The 20194-nt window shown below is 36.0% G+C and carries 17 protein-coding genes; 8 read left to right on the forward strand and 9 right to left on the reverse strand.

Going from position 1 to position 20194, the window contains the following annotated elements:
* Positions 1-33 precede the first annotated feature (33 nt).
* The 4 genes from C6H08_RS11955 (at position 34) to C6H08_RS06460 (ending at position 2267) form a co-directional block, all read left to right on the forward strand.
* A complete protein-coding gene (locus C6H08_RS11955; protein WP_034562244.1) occupies positions 34-387 on the forward strand; it encodes a hypothetical protein in 354 nt (117 codons plus the stop codon).
* Positions 372-791: a hypothetical protein gene (locus C6H08_RS11960; RefSeq protein ID WP_034562242.1), complete on the forward strand. Its 420-nt coding sequence runs from the start codon at positions 372-374 to the stop codon at positions 789-791. The genes C6H08_RS11955 and C6H08_RS11960 overlap by 16 nt, the downstream gene beginning before the upstream one ends.
* 405 nt (positions 792-1196) lie before the next feature.
* On the forward strand, positions 1197-1493 hold the full coding sequence (locus C6H08_RS06455) for a hypothetical protein (protein ID WP_034562239.1): 297 nt from the start codon (positions 1197-1199) through the stop codon (positions 1491-1493).
* 36 nt (positions 1494-1529) lie between these two features.
* Positions 1530-2267 carry a hypothetical protein gene (locus C6H08_RS06460; protein ID WP_233708513.1) on the forward strand — a complete coding sequence of 246 codons (738 nt, stop codon included), beginning with the start codon at positions 1530-1532 and terminating at the stop codon, positions 2265-2267.
* A 128-nt stretch (positions 2268-2395) separates the two neighbouring features.
* Here C6H08_RS06460 and C6H08_RS06465 read toward each other — a convergent pair whose 3' ends face one another.
* A complete protein-coding gene (locus C6H08_RS06465; RefSeq protein ID WP_034580044.1) occupies positions 2396-3943 on the reverse strand; it encodes a peptidase U32 family protein in 1548 nt (515 codons plus the stop codon).
* 200 nt (positions 3944-4143) lie between these two features.
* Positions 4144-4665 carry a methylated-DNA--[protein]-cysteine S-methyltransferase gene (locus C6H08_RS06470; protein WP_034562232.1) on the reverse strand — a complete coding sequence of 174 codons (522 nt, stop codon included), beginning with the start codon at positions 4663-4665 and terminating at the stop codon, positions 4144-4146.
* A 53-nt stretch (positions 4666-4718) separates the two neighbouring features.
* Here C6H08_RS06470 and murI point away from each other — a divergent pair, with 53 nt between their 5' ends.
* Both murI and C6H08_RS06480 read left to right on the forward strand, forming a co-directional pair.
* Positions 4719-5495, forward strand: a complete 777-nt coding sequence (gene murI / locus C6H08_RS06475; RefSeq protein WP_034580043.1) for a glutamate racemase — start codon at positions 4719-4721, stop codon at positions 5493-5495.
* Positions 5485-6576 carry a tRNA1(Val) (adenine(37)-N6)-methyltransferase gene (locus tag C6H08_RS06480; RefSeq protein WP_052100015.1) on the forward strand — a complete coding sequence of 364 codons (1092 nt, stop codon included), beginning with the start codon at positions 5485-5487 and terminating at the stop codon, positions 6574-6576. The genes murI and C6H08_RS06480 overlap by 11 nt, the downstream gene beginning before the upstream one ends.
* Positions 6577-6642: 66 nt before the next feature.
* Here C6H08_RS06480 and C6H08_RS06485 read toward each other — a convergent pair whose 3' ends face one another.
* Complete coding sequence (locus tag C6H08_RS06485; RefSeq protein WP_034580042.1) at positions 6643-8022, reverse strand: aminoacyl-tRNA hydrolase; 1380 nt, start codon at positions 8020-8022, stop codon at positions 6643-6645.
* A 151-nt stretch (positions 8023-8173) separates the two neighbouring features.
* Here C6H08_RS06485 and C6H08_RS06490 point away from each other — a divergent pair, with 151 nt between their 5' ends.
* The gene (locus C6H08_RS06490; protein ID WP_004084009.1) at positions 8174-8812 is read left to right on the forward strand and encodes a MarC family protein; all 639 of its coding nucleotides are present in this window, start codon (positions 8174-8176) and stop codon (positions 8810-8812) included.
* A gap of 56 nt (positions 8813-8868) precedes the next feature.
* The gene (gene panB / locus C6H08_RS06495) at positions 8869-9663 is read left to right on the forward strand and encodes a 3-methyl-2-oxobutanoate hydroxymethyltransferase (RefSeq protein ID WP_034562225.1); all 795 of its coding nucleotides are present in this window, start codon (positions 8869-8871) and stop codon (positions 9661-9663) included.
* Between the two features lie 142 nt (positions 9664-9805).
* Here the strand turns inward: panB and infB are convergent, their stop codons facing one another.
* From infB to C6H08_RS11965, 6 genes are all read right to left on the reverse strand, one after another.
* Positions 9806-12658, reverse strand: coding sequence for a translation initiation factor IF-2 (gene infB, locus C6H08_RS06500; RefSeq protein ID WP_104686143.1), 2853 nt, complete (start codon positions 12656-12658; stop codon positions 9806-9808).
* Positions 12646-12909, reverse strand: coding sequence for a DUF448 domain-containing protein (locus C6H08_RS06505; RefSeq protein ID WP_052089079.1), 264 nt, complete (start codon positions 12907-12909; stop codon positions 12646-12648). The genes infB and C6H08_RS06505 overlap by 13 nt, the downstream gene beginning before the upstream one ends.
* Positions 12910-12915: 6 nt before the next feature.
* Positions 12916-13809, reverse strand: coding sequence for a homoserine kinase (gene thrB / locus C6H08_RS06510; RefSeq protein ID WP_104686144.1), 894 nt, complete (start codon positions 13807-13809; stop codon positions 12916-12918).
* A gap of 91 nt (positions 13810-13900) precedes the next feature.
* Positions 13901-14377, reverse strand: coding sequence for a hypothetical protein (locus tag C6H08_RS06515; protein ID WP_034580199.1), 477 nt, complete (start codon positions 14375-14377; stop codon positions 13901-13903).
* Positions 14378-14627: 250 nt separating this feature from the next.
* Positions 14628-16730, reverse strand: coding sequence for a TonB-dependent receptor domain-containing protein (locus tag C6H08_RS06520; RefSeq protein WP_080745700.1), 2103 nt, complete (start codon positions 16728-16730; stop codon positions 14628-14630).
* A gap of 225 nt (positions 16731-16955) precedes the next feature.
* Positions 16956-19946 carry a Kae1-like domain-containing protein gene (locus C6H08_RS11965; protein ID WP_233708514.1) on the reverse strand — a complete coding sequence of 997 codons (2991 nt, stop codon included), beginning with the start codon at positions 19944-19946 and terminating at the stop codon, positions 16956-16958.
* Between the last annotated feature and the right edge of the window lie 248 nt (positions 19947-20194).

The raw sequence follows: 20194 nt of genomic DNA on the forward strand, positions 1-20194 counted from the left end.
AAGAAATATTATGTCATAAATGGAGAATAAAACATGGTAAATGTGTATAAAAAGTTGGGTTTAGGTATCGTATTAGCTGGTTCATTGACGATGAGTGCAAATGCCGCATGTGATTCCCTATTTTGCGTTGGTGGTAATGTCGGTGTTGGTGCTGTATATAGCGACTTTGGTGGTAATAGCAGTTTAGATGGTAACTTCAAGGGTGGCTATGGTGCATTTGATATTGATTTTTTAGTGTTAAGAAGATTGCAATTTGGCTTAGGTTTTAAAGTTGGTTCGGGTTCAATGGGTGTATTTGGCACAAATGCTCCAAGTGAGTCTAATAGATTTATTGCAGGTAACACAGGTTATTTTGCAAATGTTCAATATAAATGGGCTTTAATGTAGCAAGTCTTAATTCACCTTTATACATAAATCTTATTCTTGGTATGGATGGACATGCTGGTGCGATTGGACATGGCTTTGGATTATATGGAGCGGAACTTGAGGGGAAGAAAACATTAACACAAAAGGCAAAGTTATTATATAGCTTTGGTGGTGGTGCTGTGCATCCATTTTATGTGCTTAAGGAAAGCAAACAAAGCTTTAGTGAAAACAAACTTGGGTATGGTCTCTTTGGCTCACTTGGTGTAGATGTGAGTTTAACAAGTATGCTTGGGATATATGTAAAAGGCATTATAAAATATTATAATGTCCCACAAAGTAATACTCTAACTATTAATAGCAAACAAGTAAATTTTCCTGCAGCTAATGCGTGGAGTGTTATGCTAGAAACAGGGCTTAGTTTTTAATATAGTTATATGATAGCGTTTAGCTGAACGCAGAAACACATAATGATTTATTATGCTATGTTTAATTTAGAATCTAGTTTTATATGAGATTCTTATACTTTCATAGTCTAAATGGTGGGTTTTAGATTCTATTCTACAAATATGATAAATATATTGAAAGCATGTTTATCGCATTGCATAAAATATTATTAATATGGTAATAAAATGTAAAGTAATCATTACATTTTATGTAGTTTTTTACTTAAAGTAACGATAATTTAAGAATTTTGTGTTATTTTTGTTTTTTTTTTTTTGGTTTTAAGTTTGAGTTAAATTTTTTTCATTTACAATACGAGCAAGTTTATATTTTTTGACAATTGGTCAATGAAATATAAACGAAATAAATTTTACATAAAGGAGGAAATCATGAAAAAGATGATTTCAGTTTTGGTTTTGGGTTCTGTTTTAAGTTTTACTGCCCTGCAAGCACAAGTTCATGCAAATAATGTGCAAAATATTATTGAAACACATAAAGTAGCAAGTATCAGTAATGATGATATGAATATGCTATTTAATGATGTTAAGAGTGGTGATGTTGTTGCATTGAGTAATGTAGAGATGAGTGAGACTAAGGGTGAGGGCATACTTGCTGGTTTGTTGGTATCATTTTTAACGCCTGTAGTAGTAAAAGCCGGTGAATGGTTTGCAAATAAATTGTTTTAATGGTTTTTTGTCATCTTAGTAATAGGAGAGGTTAATATGGTAAATGTGTATAAAAAATTGGGTTTAAGTTTTGTATTAGTTGGGGCTTTAGGAGTGAGTGCGAATGCAATATGCTTAACGGAGAATTACTGCATAGATTTCTATATAGGTGCTGGTGGATACTATGAAAAGATAGCGGGACAAGGAGCAAATGTAGAGAATGTAGGCGGTCTTTTCTCAATAGGTGGGGCTGATATATTTTTTAATCGAGTGCAATTTGGTCTTGATGCAAAGATTGGCTATGGTAACAATAGTGTGAGTGGGAATAGTCTTGGAACACTTAGCAAGGATAATAGATTGTTTCAAATCGATGGGATTGCTAAACTTGGTGTGAATGTAGCGGGAGTAAATTCGCCTTTGTTTATCAACTTTCTTTTAGGCTATGATATGGCAAAGACAAATGGCGGTGTCGGTAGGGATTTTATGATAATTGGAGCGGGGTTTGATGGAAAAATCGCTTTAAGTGAAAAAATAAAGTTTATATATAGTGCTGGATATGGCTATGTGTTTAATGGGGCGTATTCTTTTGGTAAATCTTATGCTGATATTAATGAGAAAAGTCATGTCGTTATGTTTAGTCTTGGGACACAGGCTAAAGTGAGTGAGCATGTAAGTCTTTATTTCAAAGGTTTTGGTAAGTATTATAATCTCAATGCAAGTAACACAGCAAATAGTGTAAGTATGCCAAAATCAAATGGCTGGCAGGCTGGATTAGAAGCTGGTATTGCATTTTAATGTTTTTACACCAAAAGGTTAGTTTAAGCTTAGCTTTTAGATGATAGAAGATTTCACCCACAAGGTATGATGTCTGTGTTCTTAGGCGTTGGTTTTTGTCAAGCATGACAATTATTAGAATCTGAACTTTATAACCTTACACGCAAAAAACTAAAAGGCGGTAACCTAAAAGGTAATGCAATGGGGTTTGTATTGCCACTATGTATGGAATCCACTTCTTTTCCATTTTGCAGTAAGATTCTATGTAATCGCAAATAATATCTACCATCAATGCAACAAATAATGCCATTTTCATTACTTTGTGTAGTAAGCTTTTCTATCTCATTAGAATCCAATGAGATAGAATCTTGTGTATTTAAACTAGATTCTATACTATTTGGGCTTTTAGAATCTTGTATATGCGATAATTCATTTAGCCCCATAGATTCTACATCATTTTGTTTTGCCACTGCATGAGATTGTATCCCAAATTGCGTATTTGGATAGTAATGCAAAGGAGCGATAATCTCTAGTAAATCGCCCTTTCTTATCGTATGCTTACAAAGGCAGTAAAGCCCACTAGAATCAACCTCTGCACATACCTGATAGCTGCCCTCACTTATCGCGCTAAAATGATTCTGTGTATCAAGCCGCACAAATGGGCGATGAATGATATATCCATCAGTAAAGCCCCTATTTTTTAGTGTATGCAGCTCGTATTGATAGAGAGTTGGACGAGAAACTTGCCTCTCATAATCCTGCAGGGCAAGGCAATATGTGCGCGCTGTGATACCCGCATAATATGTGCTTTTTGTGCGACCCTCAATCTTTAGGGCATCAATCACGCCTGATTGCATAATATGGTGCAGATGACTTGCTAGATTTAAATCTTTTGCATTAAATATATGTGTGCCAACACCCTCTTCTTCTTGCAAACGCAAAAATACATTATTGTCTGGATTCTTTGCATAAAATTCATTTGGATTAAAGCGGATAAGATCCCCACTTGTCTCATCACGCACAAAGTATTCATAATCAAAGCGGCAGTCATTCGCACAACTCCCACGATTAGGCACTCTGCCATGCTGCAAGGCAGAAATCAAACAACGCCCAGAAAACGCAAAGCACATGCTCCCATGCACGAAAATCTCAATCTCTAAGTCTGGCAGCACCTTTTTTATCTCTTCGCAATCACTGAGGCTTATCTCCCTTGCCGCGACAATCCGCTTCACGCCCATATCATAAAACACCCCTGCATCAAGCACATTTAATACATTTGCCTGTGTGGAAAGGTGTATAGGGATATTTGGGGCAATGCTTTTTGCAAGTTTCACAACGCCGGGTGCTGCTACGATGAAAGCGTCTGGCTCTAAATCACGCATTTTTGCGATATGAGTTTTTAAAGATTCTATCTGTGAGTTAAATGGGAAGCCATTAATAGTAACATAGACTTTTTTGCCAAGATTGTGCGCATAGACTATACCCTCTCTAAAGTCGTCATAAGTGAAATCTTTACTCGCACGATTACGCAGTGAAAAATGACTCACACCGCCATATACCGCATCTGCTCCATATTGCAATGCGATTTTTAACTTTGTGAGATTACCTGCTGGTGAGAGTAGCTGGACTTTATGTTTGGTGCTATTTGTTTGTGTGAAACCTAGTGTTGTTTCTTTTGTGACTTCATCTTTTTGCATAGTTTTGCCTTTTTATTGAATCATTTTTTATCTGTGATATTCTATCTAAAACTAAATAATGTATTGTATTGTGTGTGAAATGTGGAATATAATAAGTAGAGTTAGCTTGATTTGCAGAAAGTCGATAAGCAGTAAAAGTGATAATAAGCCTTCATAAGATTATTTTTACATAAATTAAATCTTCTCCATATCCTCCCTGCTTAAATTGTAAATTTTACCCCTGTTTCAAGCATAAGCAAATGTTTCTTAATATCAAGTCCCGCACGATAACCGCCCATATTTCCATTACTATTTATAACACGATGGCAAGGTATAAAAAATAATATAGGATTCTTTTTACATGCACTGCCGACGGAACGCATAGCATTTGGCTTTCCAATCTCTTTGGCAATATCTTTGTAACTCCTTGTTTCACCATAGGGAATGCGTAAGAGTGCATTCCATACATCTTTTTGAAACACACTTCCATTGAGAAATAATTGTAATGCAATATTGCTTTCATGTTGCATATCAAGTGGAATCTTGCCTGATAGATAAAGTGTTAAAGCCTTGATTGTTTGTTTGCTTATAGGATTTTCTTTTAAATTCTTATATGTTTCAATGCTATGCAGCGGTTTTGCGTCTTTAGCAAAAAGCTCTATATTCACAATCCTATCTTTATATATCATAATGCCTATATCGCCGATTACACTTTTATATAGTCCGCCATAGTGATTTAGCATACTCTGTCCTTTTACGCTACAATTACATTTTAGATTCTAAATATAGGCAATATATGCAAACAATTAATAATATTGGCATTTTTGATAGTGGTGCGGGGGGGCTAACCGTGCTAAAAAGTCTCATTGAAGAAGTTGGCTTTAATCACATTGTATATTATGGCGATACAGCACGAGTGCCCTATGGTAATAAGGATACAGAGACTATCCGCCGCTTTTCGCTAGAGGCTTTGGAGTTTTTTTCAAATTTTGGGCTTGATTTACTTGTGGTAGCGTGTAATACTGCTTCAGCCCATGCCTTGTATGCAATGCAAGAATGCTCTAAAATCCCCATTATAGGCGTTATAGAATCTGGCATTGCCGCACTCACACAGCAGCACATAGCAAAGGATAAGCACATACTCGTAATAGCCACAGAAGCCACGATAAAATCAGATAATTACGCGAAAAGTTTGCGGAATCTAGGCTACACAAATATCACAAGTCTTGCGACAAATCTTTTTGTAAGCTTAGTTGAAGAACATGTTTTTAGCGGTGAGGTTGTAGATTCTGTATTAAGACATTATTTCCCACCGACTTTAAAGCCTGATGTGGTGATACTAGGTTGTACGCATTTTCCACTTTTATTGCTGCCCATGCAAAGATATTTTGGCAGTGATGTGAAGTTTATCCACTCTGGTGAGGCGATCGCATGTTATGTAAGAGAGCATTTCAAAATAGAGAAAAACTCAAAAAATCTCATTGACTTTTTTGCAAGTGATAATGTAGCAAGGCTAAAAAGCACCGCAAAATTATGGCTTAAAGAAGGCACATATATAATGAATGAGAGATAATCAAGTAGCAATGAAAGGGCGATTAAAAATCTATCAAATAGCAGAGGGCTATTGCTATAATAGCGATAGTTTGTTTTTATGGGATTTTATACTGCCACACATAAAATCTAGGGCAAAAGTGCTTGAGCTTGGGAGTGGAAGCGGTATAATCGGGCTGCTTTGTGCGAAATCAAAAGCCATAACGCTGTATCAAATCGAAAAGCAAAGAGAATATGCACTTATGAATGCAAAAAACGCACAGATAAATCATATAGATTCTATCGTTATCCATGCTGATTGCAATATGCTTATCCAGTCTAAAGATCTATTAAAAGAACTGTATGAAAATATGCTGTGTAATAAAAAGAAGTTAGAATCTATGCTAGTAGAAACTCAGTTTAAAGAAGTTTTATCGCTAGATTCTTTATCTTTAGAAACACCGCTTTTATGTTCTAAGATTAAGGATTCTAAGGTTTGTCATGTTGAACGAAATAAAACATCAAATATGGAATCTAAAAGAGATTTTTCAATGATAACTCAAAATAAGAATAATCTAAATCCCACTCAAAGTCAAGTGGGCCACCATAATGAAGACACAAAACATTTAGCACCACAATATGCAGATATCACTTCACTGCCTTATTTTGATCTTATTATAAGTAATCCCCCCTTTTATCACACGCAAACTTTGCAATCAAACAATCCCTTTAAAGCACAAGCCACACAAAGCCACTTTTTACCGCTTTCTACAATGCTAAAACTAGCAAAAAGAGTGTTAAAACCGCATGGTAAATTTATCTTTTGTTATGCTCCTGCTATGCTTCCAGAGGTTTTAGAATCTTTAAGGGCGTATGGCTTTGGAGTTGAGTTTTTACGCTTTGTATATCCCCGCATAGAAAAGGATTCTAGCCTTGTATTAATTTGTGCGAAGTTTAATAGTAAGGCTCAAACCCGCATTTTACCCCCATTAATCACACACAAAGGACTAGCCCAGCAAGATAATACAGATGAAGTGTTGTCTATTTACAAAGCCGCACATACACAAAGCATTAAAGTTGCTTATGATGATATTGTATGGGAAAATTTATTGCGTTATATATAGATAAATAGAATTATTACATTGCAAGTATGTATGGTGTATGAAATTTAAGATCCTGTATCCATTCATCTATTTGAGTAGCACAGAAAAAGGAACAAGGGGCATGAAAGTTTGAGTTTGTGTAGAATCTGTGCTTGTTTGAGTATTGTGATTTCTATGTGCCCATTCAAATAATGTAGCCATAACGATTAGTCCATTATATGCTAGTAGCGGTGCTAAAAGAGTTTTTTCATGCGTATTAAATGGCGATAAAACATAGTTTGCCACTTCTTTATCACCGCTTTTTTGATATGAAGAAAAGAGATTCATAATAGCTTCGTAGTCTTCTTGTTTTATAGAATCTATTTTTTGTGTTAAGTCTGTGTTTGGGGTGGAAGTTTTAGAATCTTTATTCTGTGTTGCTGTAACGCTATTTATAGAATCTGTGCTTTGGGTAGATTCTAAATTCTCATTATCTTGCACCCCTACGCCCTGCACCCGCCCAAATGGTTGAGATTCTAAAATCTTATTATATTGAGTTGTGGTTGAAATATCTTTTTCAAAATCTTTGTTAGATGTTTTGCTGCACTCAACATGACAAGGATTAGAATCCATGCTAGACATTTGCTTACATCTAATATTAAAATCATTAGAATCTAAATTTTTATCCATAAAATTTTTAGATTCCATAACTTTAAAAAGGCTTTTTGTTTTAAAGATTTTTGCCATACATAGCTTTTCTAAATAGGTTTCATAAAAAAGTGTCCTAAAAGATTCTATACTTACTTGTGTATTATGCGCTACAAGAGAATCTAGCATGTCATGCAATATGATATTATTGCCAATCCCAAGCTTTACACGCAAATAATCTCTCTTCACATATTCATGGATTGATTTTAAGCCATTGTGTCCGCCGCTTCCGCCCTTATAACGAAAGCTAAGATTCCCAAAACGAGTATCTAAATCATCATAAATAACAATCATTTGGGCGATATTACATTTCTTCTCAATGCTTTGAAGTGCGATACCACTTCTATTCATAAAGGTGGTTGGAGCGATACATACAATCTCATATTCATTTGATAAACTTCCTAATTTCTCTCTAAATTTTTTTTGTAGTTCTAGGCTATCTAAGGGCTTTTTATGTGGATTTAGACATTTGAGTTGAGTTAAGAAAAATGGAAAATACTCTAAAGGCGATACAAAGTCTTTGAGGCTAATTTTTGCTTGAAAGCTTTGCATACTTTTTTGATTTTGCCATTGCATTATACCTTTTTGTTTTTTATCCACAAGGCTTTCAAGATCGCCAAGCAAAGTTTTGGTATTTTGATAGTCCAAAGAGTTGTGTAGTATATAGGGATTATTTAGTATTTGCGTGATGGCATACAAGCTTAAAAAGCCTATATTATGCCGTGTCATCGCATATTTTGTGCCGATATTGCCTAGACCTACGATAGCTATTGTTTGCATATTTATCCTTTTGTTATTTTCCGCAGTAATTATAACAGACATTCAAAGTAGCTTTTATAAATAATAGATTCCAAACACTTTCTTAAGTCATATCTATGAAAATATGTAATTTTAGAATATAATAGCAAGATTTTGAAATAAAGGTCGTAAAATGTTTAGCGGTATGGAATCTGATTTACACGCATTGTTTGTTGGGGCGATCGCTGTAACTGCAGTCTTAAATCCTTTTGGTAATCTCCCGCAATTTATCTCAATGACAGAGGGCGTAAAAAAGCCCATGCGGAAAAAGCTGTTTAGAAATATCGTTTTTACTGCTTTTTGCATTGTGCTTGTGTTTTTATTTACTGGGTCTTTTATTATGAAATATTTGTTTCGTGTAAGCCTTGATGATGTGCGTATTGCAGGGGGTTTGATCCTTATTGTTATGAGTTTAAAAAACCTGCTTTTTTCTTCCACGATACAAGATTTTTCAAGCTATCAGAATCTAAAGTTTGATGAATTATTCCGCAAAAGCATTATCCCTATGGCATTCCCCATGCTTGTGGGTCCGGGCACACTTGCGACTATCATTGTTATCGCAGAAGATAAAAGCATGTTAGTTGCTATTGGGGCGATTATGTGTGCGTTCTTATTTATGTTTTCATTATTTCATTATGCAGCGACTATTGAAAAGATATTTGGCAAACTTATTTTATATATTTTTTCACGCATAGCCCTTGTGTTTATCATAGCTATGGGGGTTAAAATGATTATTTCTGGGCTTCGTGGAATAGGCGTTATTACGACTTGATTTTATGAAAGTTATGCTACAATAAAGCCCTAAAATTCATACAAGGTTAGATAAGAATGCTAGACAAAAAAGTAACGCTAAATGCACTTCGTGCAAAAAAAGGTAAGGAAAAAATTGTAGCAATCACGGCTTATGATGCACTTATGGCGAGAATCTTTGATGGTGAAGTCGATGTGATTTTAGTCGGCGATAGTCTTAAAATGAGTTTTGGCGGTGAGAGTGAGACTTTGCGTGCAAGCCTTGATGAGATGATTTATCATACAAAGGCGGTGTGTGCTGGAGCAAAGCATTCTTTCATTCTTGGAGATATGCCCTTTGGGACTTATGCGACAAAGAAAATGGCATTAAAAAATGCGCTTAAATATTATAAGGAATGCAGTGTTGATGCACTGAAAATAGAAGTAGATTCTAATAAACTTGATATTGTAAAAGCCCTTTGCAGTGAGGGGATCGCAGTTATGGCTCATATCGGTTTAAAGCCGCAATTTATGCGTTTTGAAGGCGGATTTAAGGTAAAAGGCAAAAATGAAATAGAAGAAAATGAGTTAATAGAGAGCGCTATTGCTATGCAAGAAGCAGGTGTGTTTGGCATACTTTGTGAGGGAGTAAAAGCAAATGTAGCACGAAAGATTACACAAGCAGTGAAAGTGCCTACTATTGGCATTGGTGCAGGGGTGCATTGTGATGGGCAGATTCTTGTATGGAGTGATGCTTTTGGCTTTTTTGATGCGTTTAAGCCTAAATTTGTAAGGCAGTATTGCGATGGTAAAAGTATGTTAAAAGAAGCTGTGCGTAACTATGCTAATGATGTAAAAAATGCAGTTTTTCCTAGTGAGAGTGAGAGTTATTAGAATGTTGGGTATTTTACTATAACAAACAATTACCCTCATACTACCTTTAAAATCTATTTCATTTGTGGCTGCAGGGCTTTAAAAAAATGGGGGGGGGGGGAGTCAAAGTTTATAGCACCTAAGCATATATGGAATCCAAATCTCACAGCACCCTTTGTTTTTCAATCTCTTTGTAGATTTCAAATTCATCTTGTGCCAAAATATCATTAAAGCCTTCAAGCATAATACCGCATTCATAGCCCTTACTCACTTCTTTTACATCATCTTTAAATCGTTTGAGACTTGCTATCTTGCCACTCCATAATACAACACCATTGCGTAAAACTCTCACACTTAAATTCTTTTCAACCTTGCCATCAAGCACCATGCAACCTGCAATAGTCCCAAGCTTTGCTACTACAAAAGTCTCTCTTACACTCACATTGCCCACAACTTCTTCTTCGATAATAGGCGACATAAGCCCGCTTAATAAGGCTTTCATGTCATCGATTAAATCATAAATAATCGCATAGCTTTTAATCGTAATGCCTAAGTCTTTCGCAAGATTCTTAATCTCATTTGTTGGGCGGACATTAAAGCCTAACACGACACAATTACTACTTGCATTTGCTAAGTCTAAATCGCTTTGTGTGATTCCACCGATACCAAAGCTGATAACATTGATTTCTACTTCTTGATTATTTAATCCCTCTAAACTTGCTTTAATTGCTTCAAGGCTTCCTTGCGTATCAGCACGCAGGATAACTGGCACACTTTTAATCTGTCCTTTTGCTACCATTGAGCTTAACTCATCAAAGGTTACTTTTGTGCTTTTGCTGAGTTGTTTTTGTCGCAAATACGCACTTCTTTTGTTTGCCATCTCTCTTGCGATAGAATCATTTTCTACCACTTGCAATAATGCACCAGCACTTGGCACCTCTGATAATCCAGTGATTTGGGCTACACCACTTGGCTCTAGTCTGGTAATGCTTTTGCCTGTATCATCTTTTAGCGTCCTTACCTTACCATAGGCAGTATCTGCTACAATGCTTTGCCCAATTTCTAGCACACCTTGCTGCACGATAATAGTTGCCACAGATCCTTTACCTACCTGCTGACTGCCCTCTAGCACGATAGCTTTTGCTTTAGCCTTTTTACTTGCCCTCAATTCTAGAATCTCTGCTTGTATAAGGATTGTTTCCAAAAGCACATCTACGCCCTCACCTGTCTTTGCACTGATAGGGATAAACTCATATTCACCGCCCCAATCCATAGGCGTGAAACCTAGCTCTGCACACTCTGCTTTTAGCTTATCTGGATTTGCACCTTCTTTATCCATTTTATTCATAGCGATGATGATTTGCACATTCGCAGATTTTGCATGATTTAGGGCTTCAATGCTTTGTTGCTTTACCCCATCATCTGCTGCTATTACAATGATAGCTATGTCTGTAACTTGTGCGCCACGACTTCTCATTTGTGCAAATGCTTCATGTCCGGGTGTATCAATAAAGCTTATCCATTTATCATTTTTCTGCACCATATATGCACCGATATGCTGGGTGATTCCCCCTGCCTCGCTACTTGCGATGCGTGAGTTTCTAATATAATCTAATAGTGAAGTCTTACCATGATCTACATGCCCCATAATCGTAACAACAGGCGGTCTATGCTCTAAATCAGATTCTATAATCTCTTCTTCTTCGACTAAAGGCACATTTGCTTGAATACTTACATCAATATTATATTCACTCGCTAGAATCTCGATTGTATCTTTATCAAGGAAGTCATTTTTCAGCATTTTCACACCAAGCAAAAAGAGTTTGCCAAGCACATTGCCTAACTCTAGATTTGCCTTTTCAGCAAACTCATATACGCGTATCTCTTCAGGCAACACAAGGGAAGTGATGGCTTCTGCTTGTTCTTTACCCTTATTATTACGCATTTTTCTACCCTTGCCTCTTGAAGGTCTAGCAATTGAGCCTTCTTTCATCCATGGGCTATAACGATTGACTTTAATCTTATCGTTTAACTCATTTTTCTTTACCCTTTCTTCTTCAAAACTCTCTTTTGGGCTACTATCTTCGTATAAATCAATAAGCATGATTTCATCTTGCTCATCATCATAGCCAAAGCCACCCATATCGCGTTCCATGCTGATAATGTGTGAAGAGTGCTTTTGCTGCGGTTTATTTGTGTTTTTGTCCTTTTTCTTTTTTACCTTTTCTTTGCGTTCAACATTCTTTAAGGTATCAAGTATTTGTGTAGCACTACGCAAACTAGAATTTGAATCATCTTTCTTTTTGCTCGTTGTTTGGGCTTCGTCATTTTTACTGATTACACGGATTGCGCTTATTCGTGGCTTTCTTAATTGACTTGGGTCTATCCCTTGTGGGAGTTCAGAATCTCTTTTTTCCTCTGTGCTTGGTGTAGATTCTATAGGCTTTACTGGTGCTTCTTGCTTTGTTTCTTTTAAAGTTGTTTCTGTGTGTATGGTTTCTTTAGCTGTTGTTTCGATGATGGCTGTGCTGGATTGCTCTTTTTTTATTGTATTTTCTGTTTGTGTTTTAGCTACTACTTTTTGTGGCTCTTCATCACCCCTTCTTACAATCTGGATAGATTTTTTAGGTTTAATATCACTTGTTTGCACCGCCTTTGGTGTAGCTTGTGTTTCATCTTCGTTTAATGTTTCTTGTGTATCTTTTTTGGTTGATTTTTGCTTTTTTGTGGCTTTTTGTGCTGTAATGTCAGTTTCTGCTTCAGTTTGTGCGTCATCATTTTTATCTGTTTGTTTAGCCTTAGAATCTTTTTTAGCCTTTGTTTTTTCAGTCGCTGGCACAAAACCTTCTGGCAAACTTCCTGTTGTAATGTAGTTATAAAGCATTTCTGCTTCTTCTGTTGTAATAGTGCTTGATACATTTCGCACCTTAAAGCCCAATTCTTTAGCTTTATCGAGTATATCTTTTGGATTTTTTGCAGCTTCATCTGCGATTTCTTTAATACTTACTTTTGACATATTTGCACTATCTCCTCGATTTGTTCTTGCAGATTCCCTGCTTTTTTAACAATCCTCTTAACAATTTGCTGTGTTTTGCGTTGTGGCAAACACATATAACATACATAAAAACTTCGCCCGCTACCATCATAAAGTTGCAATGCAGATTCTAGGGCTTTAAATCGTATGAGGTTTCTTTGTAAATCCCTCTGCCTACATGCAACACACATACGCACACTTTTTGTAGCATAGTATCGTGTAACCTTACTCACATGCACCTATCCTTTCTCAATCTTAACACCATCATTGTCAAAATCAAATGTTAAAATGCGAAATTTTGAGAATCTAGAAATAAGTTGCCTTGCTAATCGCCTTGCATCATCGCTATGACATAGATTAAACATAGAAGAGCCACTGCCAGAGAGTGTGCTCATAAGCGCACCATTTTGCAAAGCATGTTTTTGAATCTCAAAAAGTATAGGAAAGGTTGCCATACGGACTTGCTCGTGCATTCTATCAAGTGAGCCCTCACGCAATAAATCCCATCTTTGCATACCAAAGGCAAGACTTAAAACCGAAGCATGAGAGAGATTAAAGACACAATCTTGCACACTATAAGCTTTTGGCAATATGCCTCTTGCTTTTTTGGTAGACATAGGCTGATAGGGGACTACCATTACAGCTTTAAGATTCTTTGGCATATTTTGACGCAAATAGACTACTTTTGATTTATTATTATGTGTCTTTAAAAAACTTGCATTAAAGCCGCCCATAGTCGCTGGTGTGATATTATCAGGGTGATTTTCATGATGTAAAGAAAGATTTAATACTTCATCTTTATTTGGTATCTTTCCTGCCATTTTAAACGCACTAAAAATCGCTCCAACGATAATAGCACTCGATGATCCCATACCTCTTGCCACAGGTATATTATTTTGAAATGTAAAGTGAAATTGGGACTTGCCGCCAAGCTTTTTATATGTGTGCATAAAGATTCTTACAAATGTATTATCTTGCGTGAAATGTGGATTCATCTTCCCTTCACCGCTGATAGTAATATGCTGTTCTTTTGCTTCTTCTATGCTAAAATAATTGCGAAACCCTAATGATATGCCTAGACAATCAAATCCCGGTCCTAAATTTGCACTGGTAGCAGGCACTGAAAAATTCAAACTTCAATTCTCCATATTTTTAATCTGTTTTTAAGGTTACAAGGCTTTTGTAAAAATATCGTGGTATTATAGCAAAGGATTCTCTATTTTACTACAAATAAAACAAAGCAGAAGCTACAAATAAGCCGATATTAAACACGCAACAAAATGCAAGCACAACAATAAAGCGGACAATGCTAACCCACCATGTATGTCGTCCAAAATTTTTCCTAGCTTTAAAAGGCTTTGTGCTAACTAATCCCAAGAGATAAAATACAAGCAATATAATAATGCTAGAAAATGATAAAATAATTTGTGAGTGAAGTGCAGCACTAAGCTTTATCTGCTCCATATCTGTGTGTGAATTGACAAGATAGATAAAGGTTATAACACAAGAGAGAATCCAAGCAAATAATATCTGTAAATTTAGAATCTTATATGATGAAAACACACTCATAAGCAGCATCACACAGCAAAATAAAGCAATCGTAATAATATAAATAAATGGTGAGTCATGCAATAAAAAAACAATTTGGTCTATATGAATGAGTGAAGTGATAGTTTGAAAAATATTTGTTAAAAAATCCATATATTTCCTTGAGAATATGTGATAAAATATTGTTGTATTTAACTAAGTAAAGAAACTAGACTTAGAATCTTTAAAACATGCTTTATAAGTCCTCATTATATCCAAATTTTATATCAACTTCTTAACCCTATATGCTTTATCTTAGAATTTAGTGAGATTGTATTTCATTGAGTAAGCAAGATAATGATTTTATGTTTTTTCATGAATGATAAATTTCTGTTTTTAAAATATCATGTAGCCACTTTAAACTTTACAATCTCACCCTTAGCTTCGCCCAAATGCTTCTGCCGGGTTCATAGATTCTACTCGTAGGCTCTACACCAAGACTAGCTTCACTCCCATATTTTGAGAGATGATAAGCATAGAGTGTATCTGTGATATTATCTATACCTGCAAGTAGGGTTACATTTTTAAAAGTATAGCCACCATAAAGATTGAGTGTAGCAAAGGCTTTGCTTTCTCCAAAATCCTTGCCAACTACATTGCCAAAATTTAGCGCATAGCGATATTGTGCTGCATTAAATAAGACATCAAAACGCAACAACCAATTATTACTATCATAAAAAAGGGAGAATTGCCCCTGCAATGGTGCAATCTGTGGCAAAGGCATTCCAGCTTTTAATACAGAATCTATGCCATAATATGAAGTAAGATTCTGTCCGTAAGTATAAGCTAGAGAACCATAAAGATGGATAGAATCTAAAAAGATATATTCCCCCTCAATCTCGCCTCCAAAAAGCATAGCATTTGTATTAAACACACTCGTGCTAGTCCCATAATACAGGGCAATATAATTTGGCATATATGAAGCAAAGAGACTTGCCTTTCCATTATAGTTTGTATCTTTATAGACTATCCCCATATCAATTTGCGTGTTTGTTTCAGCGGCTAGATTCATACCGCCACTTTTACTTCTCTCCCAAAAGTCTGGTGCTCTCTGTGCTACACCAAGCCCCGCATACATTGTAGCCTTACCCAAATACTGCTCATAGCGACTAAAAGCACTGAAAAGATTATTGTGTAGCCTTGTCTTTGTGCCATGCTTGAGTGTAGAAACATAATCATATCTAGCACCAAAGAAAATAGCAAAGTTAGAATCTGGTAAATGCGCCCCTTGTGTAAAAACCCCCACATTTTCAAAAAGAAAGTTTGCTTTATAAGGCGTATTTAGCGTAGCATTTGCTTCATTTTCACTATTTTTATATCCAGACGTTCTTATCGCATGAGAATCATTACCATAACTTGATCCAACATATAACTCAAACATATCATTAATATAGAACTTACTCTCAATCCTACCACCGATATTTGTCCTTTTTGGATTGCTTAGTTTATACACCCCATTAGCAGAGCGATGAGAGAAATTATCCATAATATGATCTATCTCATTATACCAAGCGCGTATATCAAGCAAATCAAAGGTTTCATTGAAGTGTTGCTGATACTTGAGATTATAAGACATTCTATCAAAAGTGCGAGCATCCATGCCCCTATCTGCATACGATGCAAAGCCCCTGCCCATATCTATATCAAGCTCTATTGCCACATTTTCTGTGGGCGTTATCGTGCCGATTAGACTAATAGATTCCCTATTATATGCTGAATGCACACTTTTATTACCCCCTGCTTTATAATCATCAGCAGAATAATGCGAGAGTATGGCTTGAAGTGAGCCATATTTATTGCCTATAATGGCATTTGCGTTTATATCAAGGCGATTGAAACTCCCATAAAGCCCACTTGCTTCCGCATGAAAGCTTGGATTTTTTAGCCTTGTTATATCCCTCTCAAATAGCACTCCACCAGCAACTAACGCCCCATAACGCACATCTTGTGGTCCTTTATAGATGCTGATTCTATTGTAATTCTCTGGAAAAGTATAGGTGATTGTCGTATCCATTCTGCCACCACATGCACCATTTAAGCTACCACCATTTAAAAAGATAGGAAGCCTTGAAGCCCCTTGGGAGCGGAAAAATATCTCACTGCCCCCGCCACCTTTTCTAGTCATAGAAAACCCGGGGATAGATAGCATAGACTTTGCTATATCGCCATTATGAAGCATCGTGTCTTTACCATATAATTCAATGCTTAAAGGCGAATTTAGACTATCCTTTTTCCATTGCGATACAACCACAACGGGAGATAAACTCGCCCTTTTTTGTATGCTTTGTGTTGTTTTATCATTGTGTGTGTCTTGTGAGAGATTGTGTATCGTGCTGTTATTCTGTGCGGTATTTTGTGTTTCGTTATTATTTTGTATGTTTAATGCTTCAGTATTAGAATCTATTGTGCTAGTTTGTGCATAGCCAATGCAAAATATCATTGGTAAAGCACATATAATTCTTGTCATATTGTTTCCTTATTTGCTGCAGCATATAAAACATATTTTTGCTTATGTGAATCTGTGAGTAATCTATCCAAAAAACGCTTTAAGCATTATAACTAAAAATTATATTGATTAATGAAGCATGTATGCCCCGTTGTAGATTCTAATTTCATTATTTAATTTATGCTTCATTTGTACTAAGTAAGTTTTCACATATTTAGTAGTTATGCGAAGTTTCACAACACACCCCTACACAAAATGTTGCAAATACATAAGTTGTCCTATGCTAATGCTATAATCGCTACATGGCAGTTTTGGGAAAAAGGCTTTTATACTATGTGCTTGCAAAAGCTTTTTTACTCGTATGCAAAGGGCGTAATTTGCAAATACACCGCCACCAAAAAAGGCATAATCTGTGCCAATATGCTTTAAAGATTCTAAAATGCAATACGCAAGTGTATCTATGAATCTAGCAGCTATCATGTCTCTATTTTTACTTGTTTGCTGATCTTTAAACATCATTTCTATACACTCATTCATATCGATCATATTTTGTGTGATATGAAAGGGATATGGATTATAGGACATGTTAGAGAAAGTTCGCATAAGGGTATCATAGTTGATTGTCTGGTTTTTATGCGTGAGTATATCATAGGCGAGTTTGAGTGTATTTGATGCGATGAGTTCGCCACTTTGTGCCTCATAGGATAGCCTTTCTAAGCCCAAGATAAACCCAGCTATATCAAACAACCTCCCAACAGAGCTACACAAAGGGCTATTAAAACCTGTGTTATGCAGTGCTTGTAGTGCCTTGCGTTCATTCTCATCATAGCTAGATTCTATAAAATCTTTAAGTGGGGCTATATCATTACAGATGGCATAGCTATAAGCAAGCCTTTTGCAGTCTTTGATATGCTTTTCACCACCAAGTATTTTAAAAGGTTTGAAATGCAAGATTCTCTCTACCTGTTTAGAATCTCCACATAGAAACTCACCGCCCCAAAGTGTGCCATCATCACCCATTCCACTCCCATCAAAGATAACGCCAACCCCTTTTTTCATGCTAGATTCAAGCAAAAGGGTATTAAAATGTGCGTGATGATGTGCGACTTGAAAGAGTGGGATTTTAGAATCTTTTGCTATCTCTTTTGCGATTTGTGTGCTTATATATTGATTATGCTTATCAGCGATTAGGGCTTGTGGTGTGCCATAGATTGTGCTGAAGTAATCATAAGTTTTTCTAAAATTTGCTACATTATAGGGGGTAAATAAATCGCCCATATAAGGACTTACTATAATATGATTATGAAATCCAAAGGCAATTGAGCTTTTTTGCATTGCACCAAATGCAGCGGATAGTGTGTTTAGGTGGAAAATCTTTGAGTTGAGATTCTTTGTTTGAAGAGTGTTTGTATGAGATATGCTTTGATGGGGGGTATTTGTGTGAATATTCTCTAAATAAGTGGCATTTGCATGGCTTACATTTGAACTAAAGTTGTTTGAGTTAATCGTATCGCTTGTAATATGCAATGGTGCAAATCCACGAGATATACGCATAGCCCTTATGCTTAGAGAATGTGAGTTGATTTGTGTGTTATGTGCTAGATTTATGGAATCTAGATTCTCTACCGAATCTGGGTGGGTGCAGGGTTTAGGGTGCGTTTTTGTAGAATCTAGTTTCTTGCAATTTTGCACCCCTACGCCCTGCACCCACCCATTTGGATAAGAATCTAGAATCTTGTCATATTGAGTGCGTAAGCACGAAATATCTCTTTTAGATTCCGTGTTAGATATTTCGCTATGCTCAATATGACACGCTATCATAGTTTCTAGATTCTGTAAATTTCGCTCCAAAAGCTCATTGCCGCACTCAAACGCATGATCTTCCACAATCTCTGTCGTATCAATACCTAGCAAAATGCTATCATCAACGCAGTTTAGAATCTCACGATTATAGTCAAGTATATATAATGATTCTGCAATATCCACGATTCTATCAAGGGCTAGATTATGCAGTGTGGTAGCAATCATCTCACCTTTATTATTCGCTGAAGTATAAATCATTGCAAAATCAGGCGGCAGATATGAAAATAGTAGCGTAAGCATAGCCGTATATGGAATCACAACGCCAATAGTCTGCAAACTACTCACCTCATCGCTAAGGTTATATTGTGGGTGTTTTGGGACAATGACTATCGGGGCTTCTTTTGATGTGAGTAAAGATTCAAGCTGTGGGGTAAGCAGGGATATTGTGCGTAAAGTAGGCATATTTGCCATAACGACAAAGGGTTTATGCAATCTGTTTTTAATGCTTCTTACCTTTTGCAATGCTTCTTTACTTCTTGCATTTGCGATATAGGCAAAGCCACCAAGCCCTTTAAATAATACAATATTATTTTGCATAAGCGCTTTAGCAAGGGTTTTTATAGCGTCTAAATCATAGTGTTTTTCATGGTGATTATAGCGATAAAATTCCACTTTAATAGCGCAGTTATTGCAGCTTAATGGTTCTGTGTGAAAGCGTCTATTAGCTAGATTCTTATAGTCTTTATCACAATCTATGCAAAGTGCCATATCACTCATGCTTGTATTTTTCCTATCATAAGGAAGCTGGTGTAATATGCTATATCTCGCACCGCAATTCACACATGCAACAAATGGATAGTTATGGAATCTGGAGTTTTCATCACGCATATTTTTTAGGCAAGATTCACACACTTTTGTATCAAGGGGGATATGGGCTTGTATTGCATGTTGCGTTACATTTGATTCTAAAATATGAAAGCCTTGTGTGTGGGCTGTATCTGTATTCATTGTGATATGCAATGAGGTGATATAAGCTTGTTTTGGTATGTGTAGGTGTTCTAAAATACTATGTGCTTTTTGTATGATAGAAAGCTCTTGTGTGCTAGGGTTTATAGTGTATTTGCAAGCAAGTAGCAATGCGGTGTAAAAAAGCAGGATAGATTCTCTTTTGCATTCTTTTTGTGTGGATATATGCAGGGCTATAAGTGTGCTACCACTTTGATTATACACAAAGCCATGTAAATGCAGGGCATGAGCTAGAGTTGCTACAAATGGGCGAAACCCAACGCCTTGTATCATGCCAAATACTTCAGCATGAATGCTGTATTGTGCTACATTTTTTTCTTGCATACTTTGCATATTAGATTCTATAATATGCAAAAGCGTTGCGATGGAATCTTTTTTATCATGTATTGTGTAAATGTTTTGCTGCATACTTCCTTCTGTATTGTGTAGTTTGTGATATGTGAAACAAAATGAGTTCCATAATGTCAGAAGTTTTGGATTATATACAGATTTTGTAAGCATGTTCTAAACTTTGTGTTTTTTAAGTAATTTATGCCATATAAACACAAAAGCAAACAGAGGAAAACACATAGCTTTAGAATCTAAATTATCAAAAATAGCCTTTTTCATGTTAAAATAATAGTTTGCATTTAGAATTTTAAAAACATGGCACACAT

It is taken from the genome of Helicobacter bilis, assembly GCF_900198365.1.
GTDB classification, from domain to species: domain Bacteria; phylum Campylobacterota; class Campylobacteria; order Campylobacterales; family Helicobacteraceae; genus Helicobacter_A; species Helicobacter_A bilis_B.

Excerpts from the sequence above, each read along its gene's own strand:
- C6H08_RS11955 (WP_034562244.1), top strand. The coding sequence starts at position 34 with ATGGTAAATGTGTATAAAAAGTTGGGTTTAGGTATCGTATTAGCTGGT.
- C6H08_RS11960 (WP_034562242.1), top strand. The coding sequence starts at position 372 with ATGGGCTTTAATGTAGCAAGTCTTAATTCACCTTTATACATAAATCTT.
- C6H08_RS06455 (WP_034562239.1), top strand. The coding sequence starts at position 1,197 with ATGAAAAAGATGATTTCAGTTTTGGTTTTGGGTTCTGTTTTAAGTTTT.
- C6H08_RS06460 (WP_233708513.1), top strand. The coding sequence starts at position 1,530 with ATGGTAAATGTGTATAAAAAATTGGGTTTAAGTTTTGTATTAGTTGGG.
- C6H08_RS06465 (WP_034580044.1), bottom strand. The coding sequence starts at position 3,943 with ATGCAAAAAGATGAAGTCACAAAAGAAACAACACTAGGTTTCACACAA.
- C6H08_RS06470 (WP_034562232.1), bottom strand. The coding sequence starts at position 4,665 with ATGCTAAATCACTATGGCGGACTATATAAAAGTGTAATCGGCGATATA.
- murI (WP_034580043.1), top strand. The coding sequence starts at position 4,719 with ATGCAAACAATTAATAATATTGGCATTTTTGATAGTGGTGCGGGGGGG.
- C6H08_RS06480 (WP_052100015.1), top strand. The coding sequence starts at position 5,485 with ATGAGAGATAATCAAGTAGCAATGAAAGGGCGATTAAAAATCTATCAA.
- C6H08_RS06485 (WP_034580042.1), bottom strand. The coding sequence starts at position 8,022 with ATGCAAACAATAGCTATCGTAGGTCTAGGCAATATCGGCACAAAATAT.
- C6H08_RS06490 (WP_004084009.1), top strand. The coding sequence starts at position 8,174 with ATGTTTAGCGGTATGGAATCTGATTTACACGCATTGTTTGTTGGGGCG.
- panB (WP_034562225.1), top strand. The coding sequence starts at position 8,869 with ATGCTAGACAAAAAAGTAACGCTAAATGCACTTCGTGCAAAAAAAGGT.
- infB (WP_104686143.1), bottom strand. The coding sequence starts at position 12,658 with ATGTCAAAAGTAAGTATTAAAGAAATCGCAGATGAAGCTGCAAAAAAT.
- C6H08_RS06515 (WP_034580199.1), bottom strand. The coding sequence starts at position 14,377 with ATGGATTTTTTAACAAATATTTTTCAAACTATCACTTCACTCATTCAT.
- C6H08_RS06520 (WP_080745700.1), bottom strand. The coding sequence starts at position 16,730 with ATGACAAGAATTATATGTGCTTTACCAATGATATTTTGCATTGGCTAT.
- C6H08_RS11965 (WP_233708514.1), bottom strand. The coding sequence starts at position 19,946 with ATGCAGCAAAACATTTACACAATACATGATAAAAAAGATTCCATCGCA.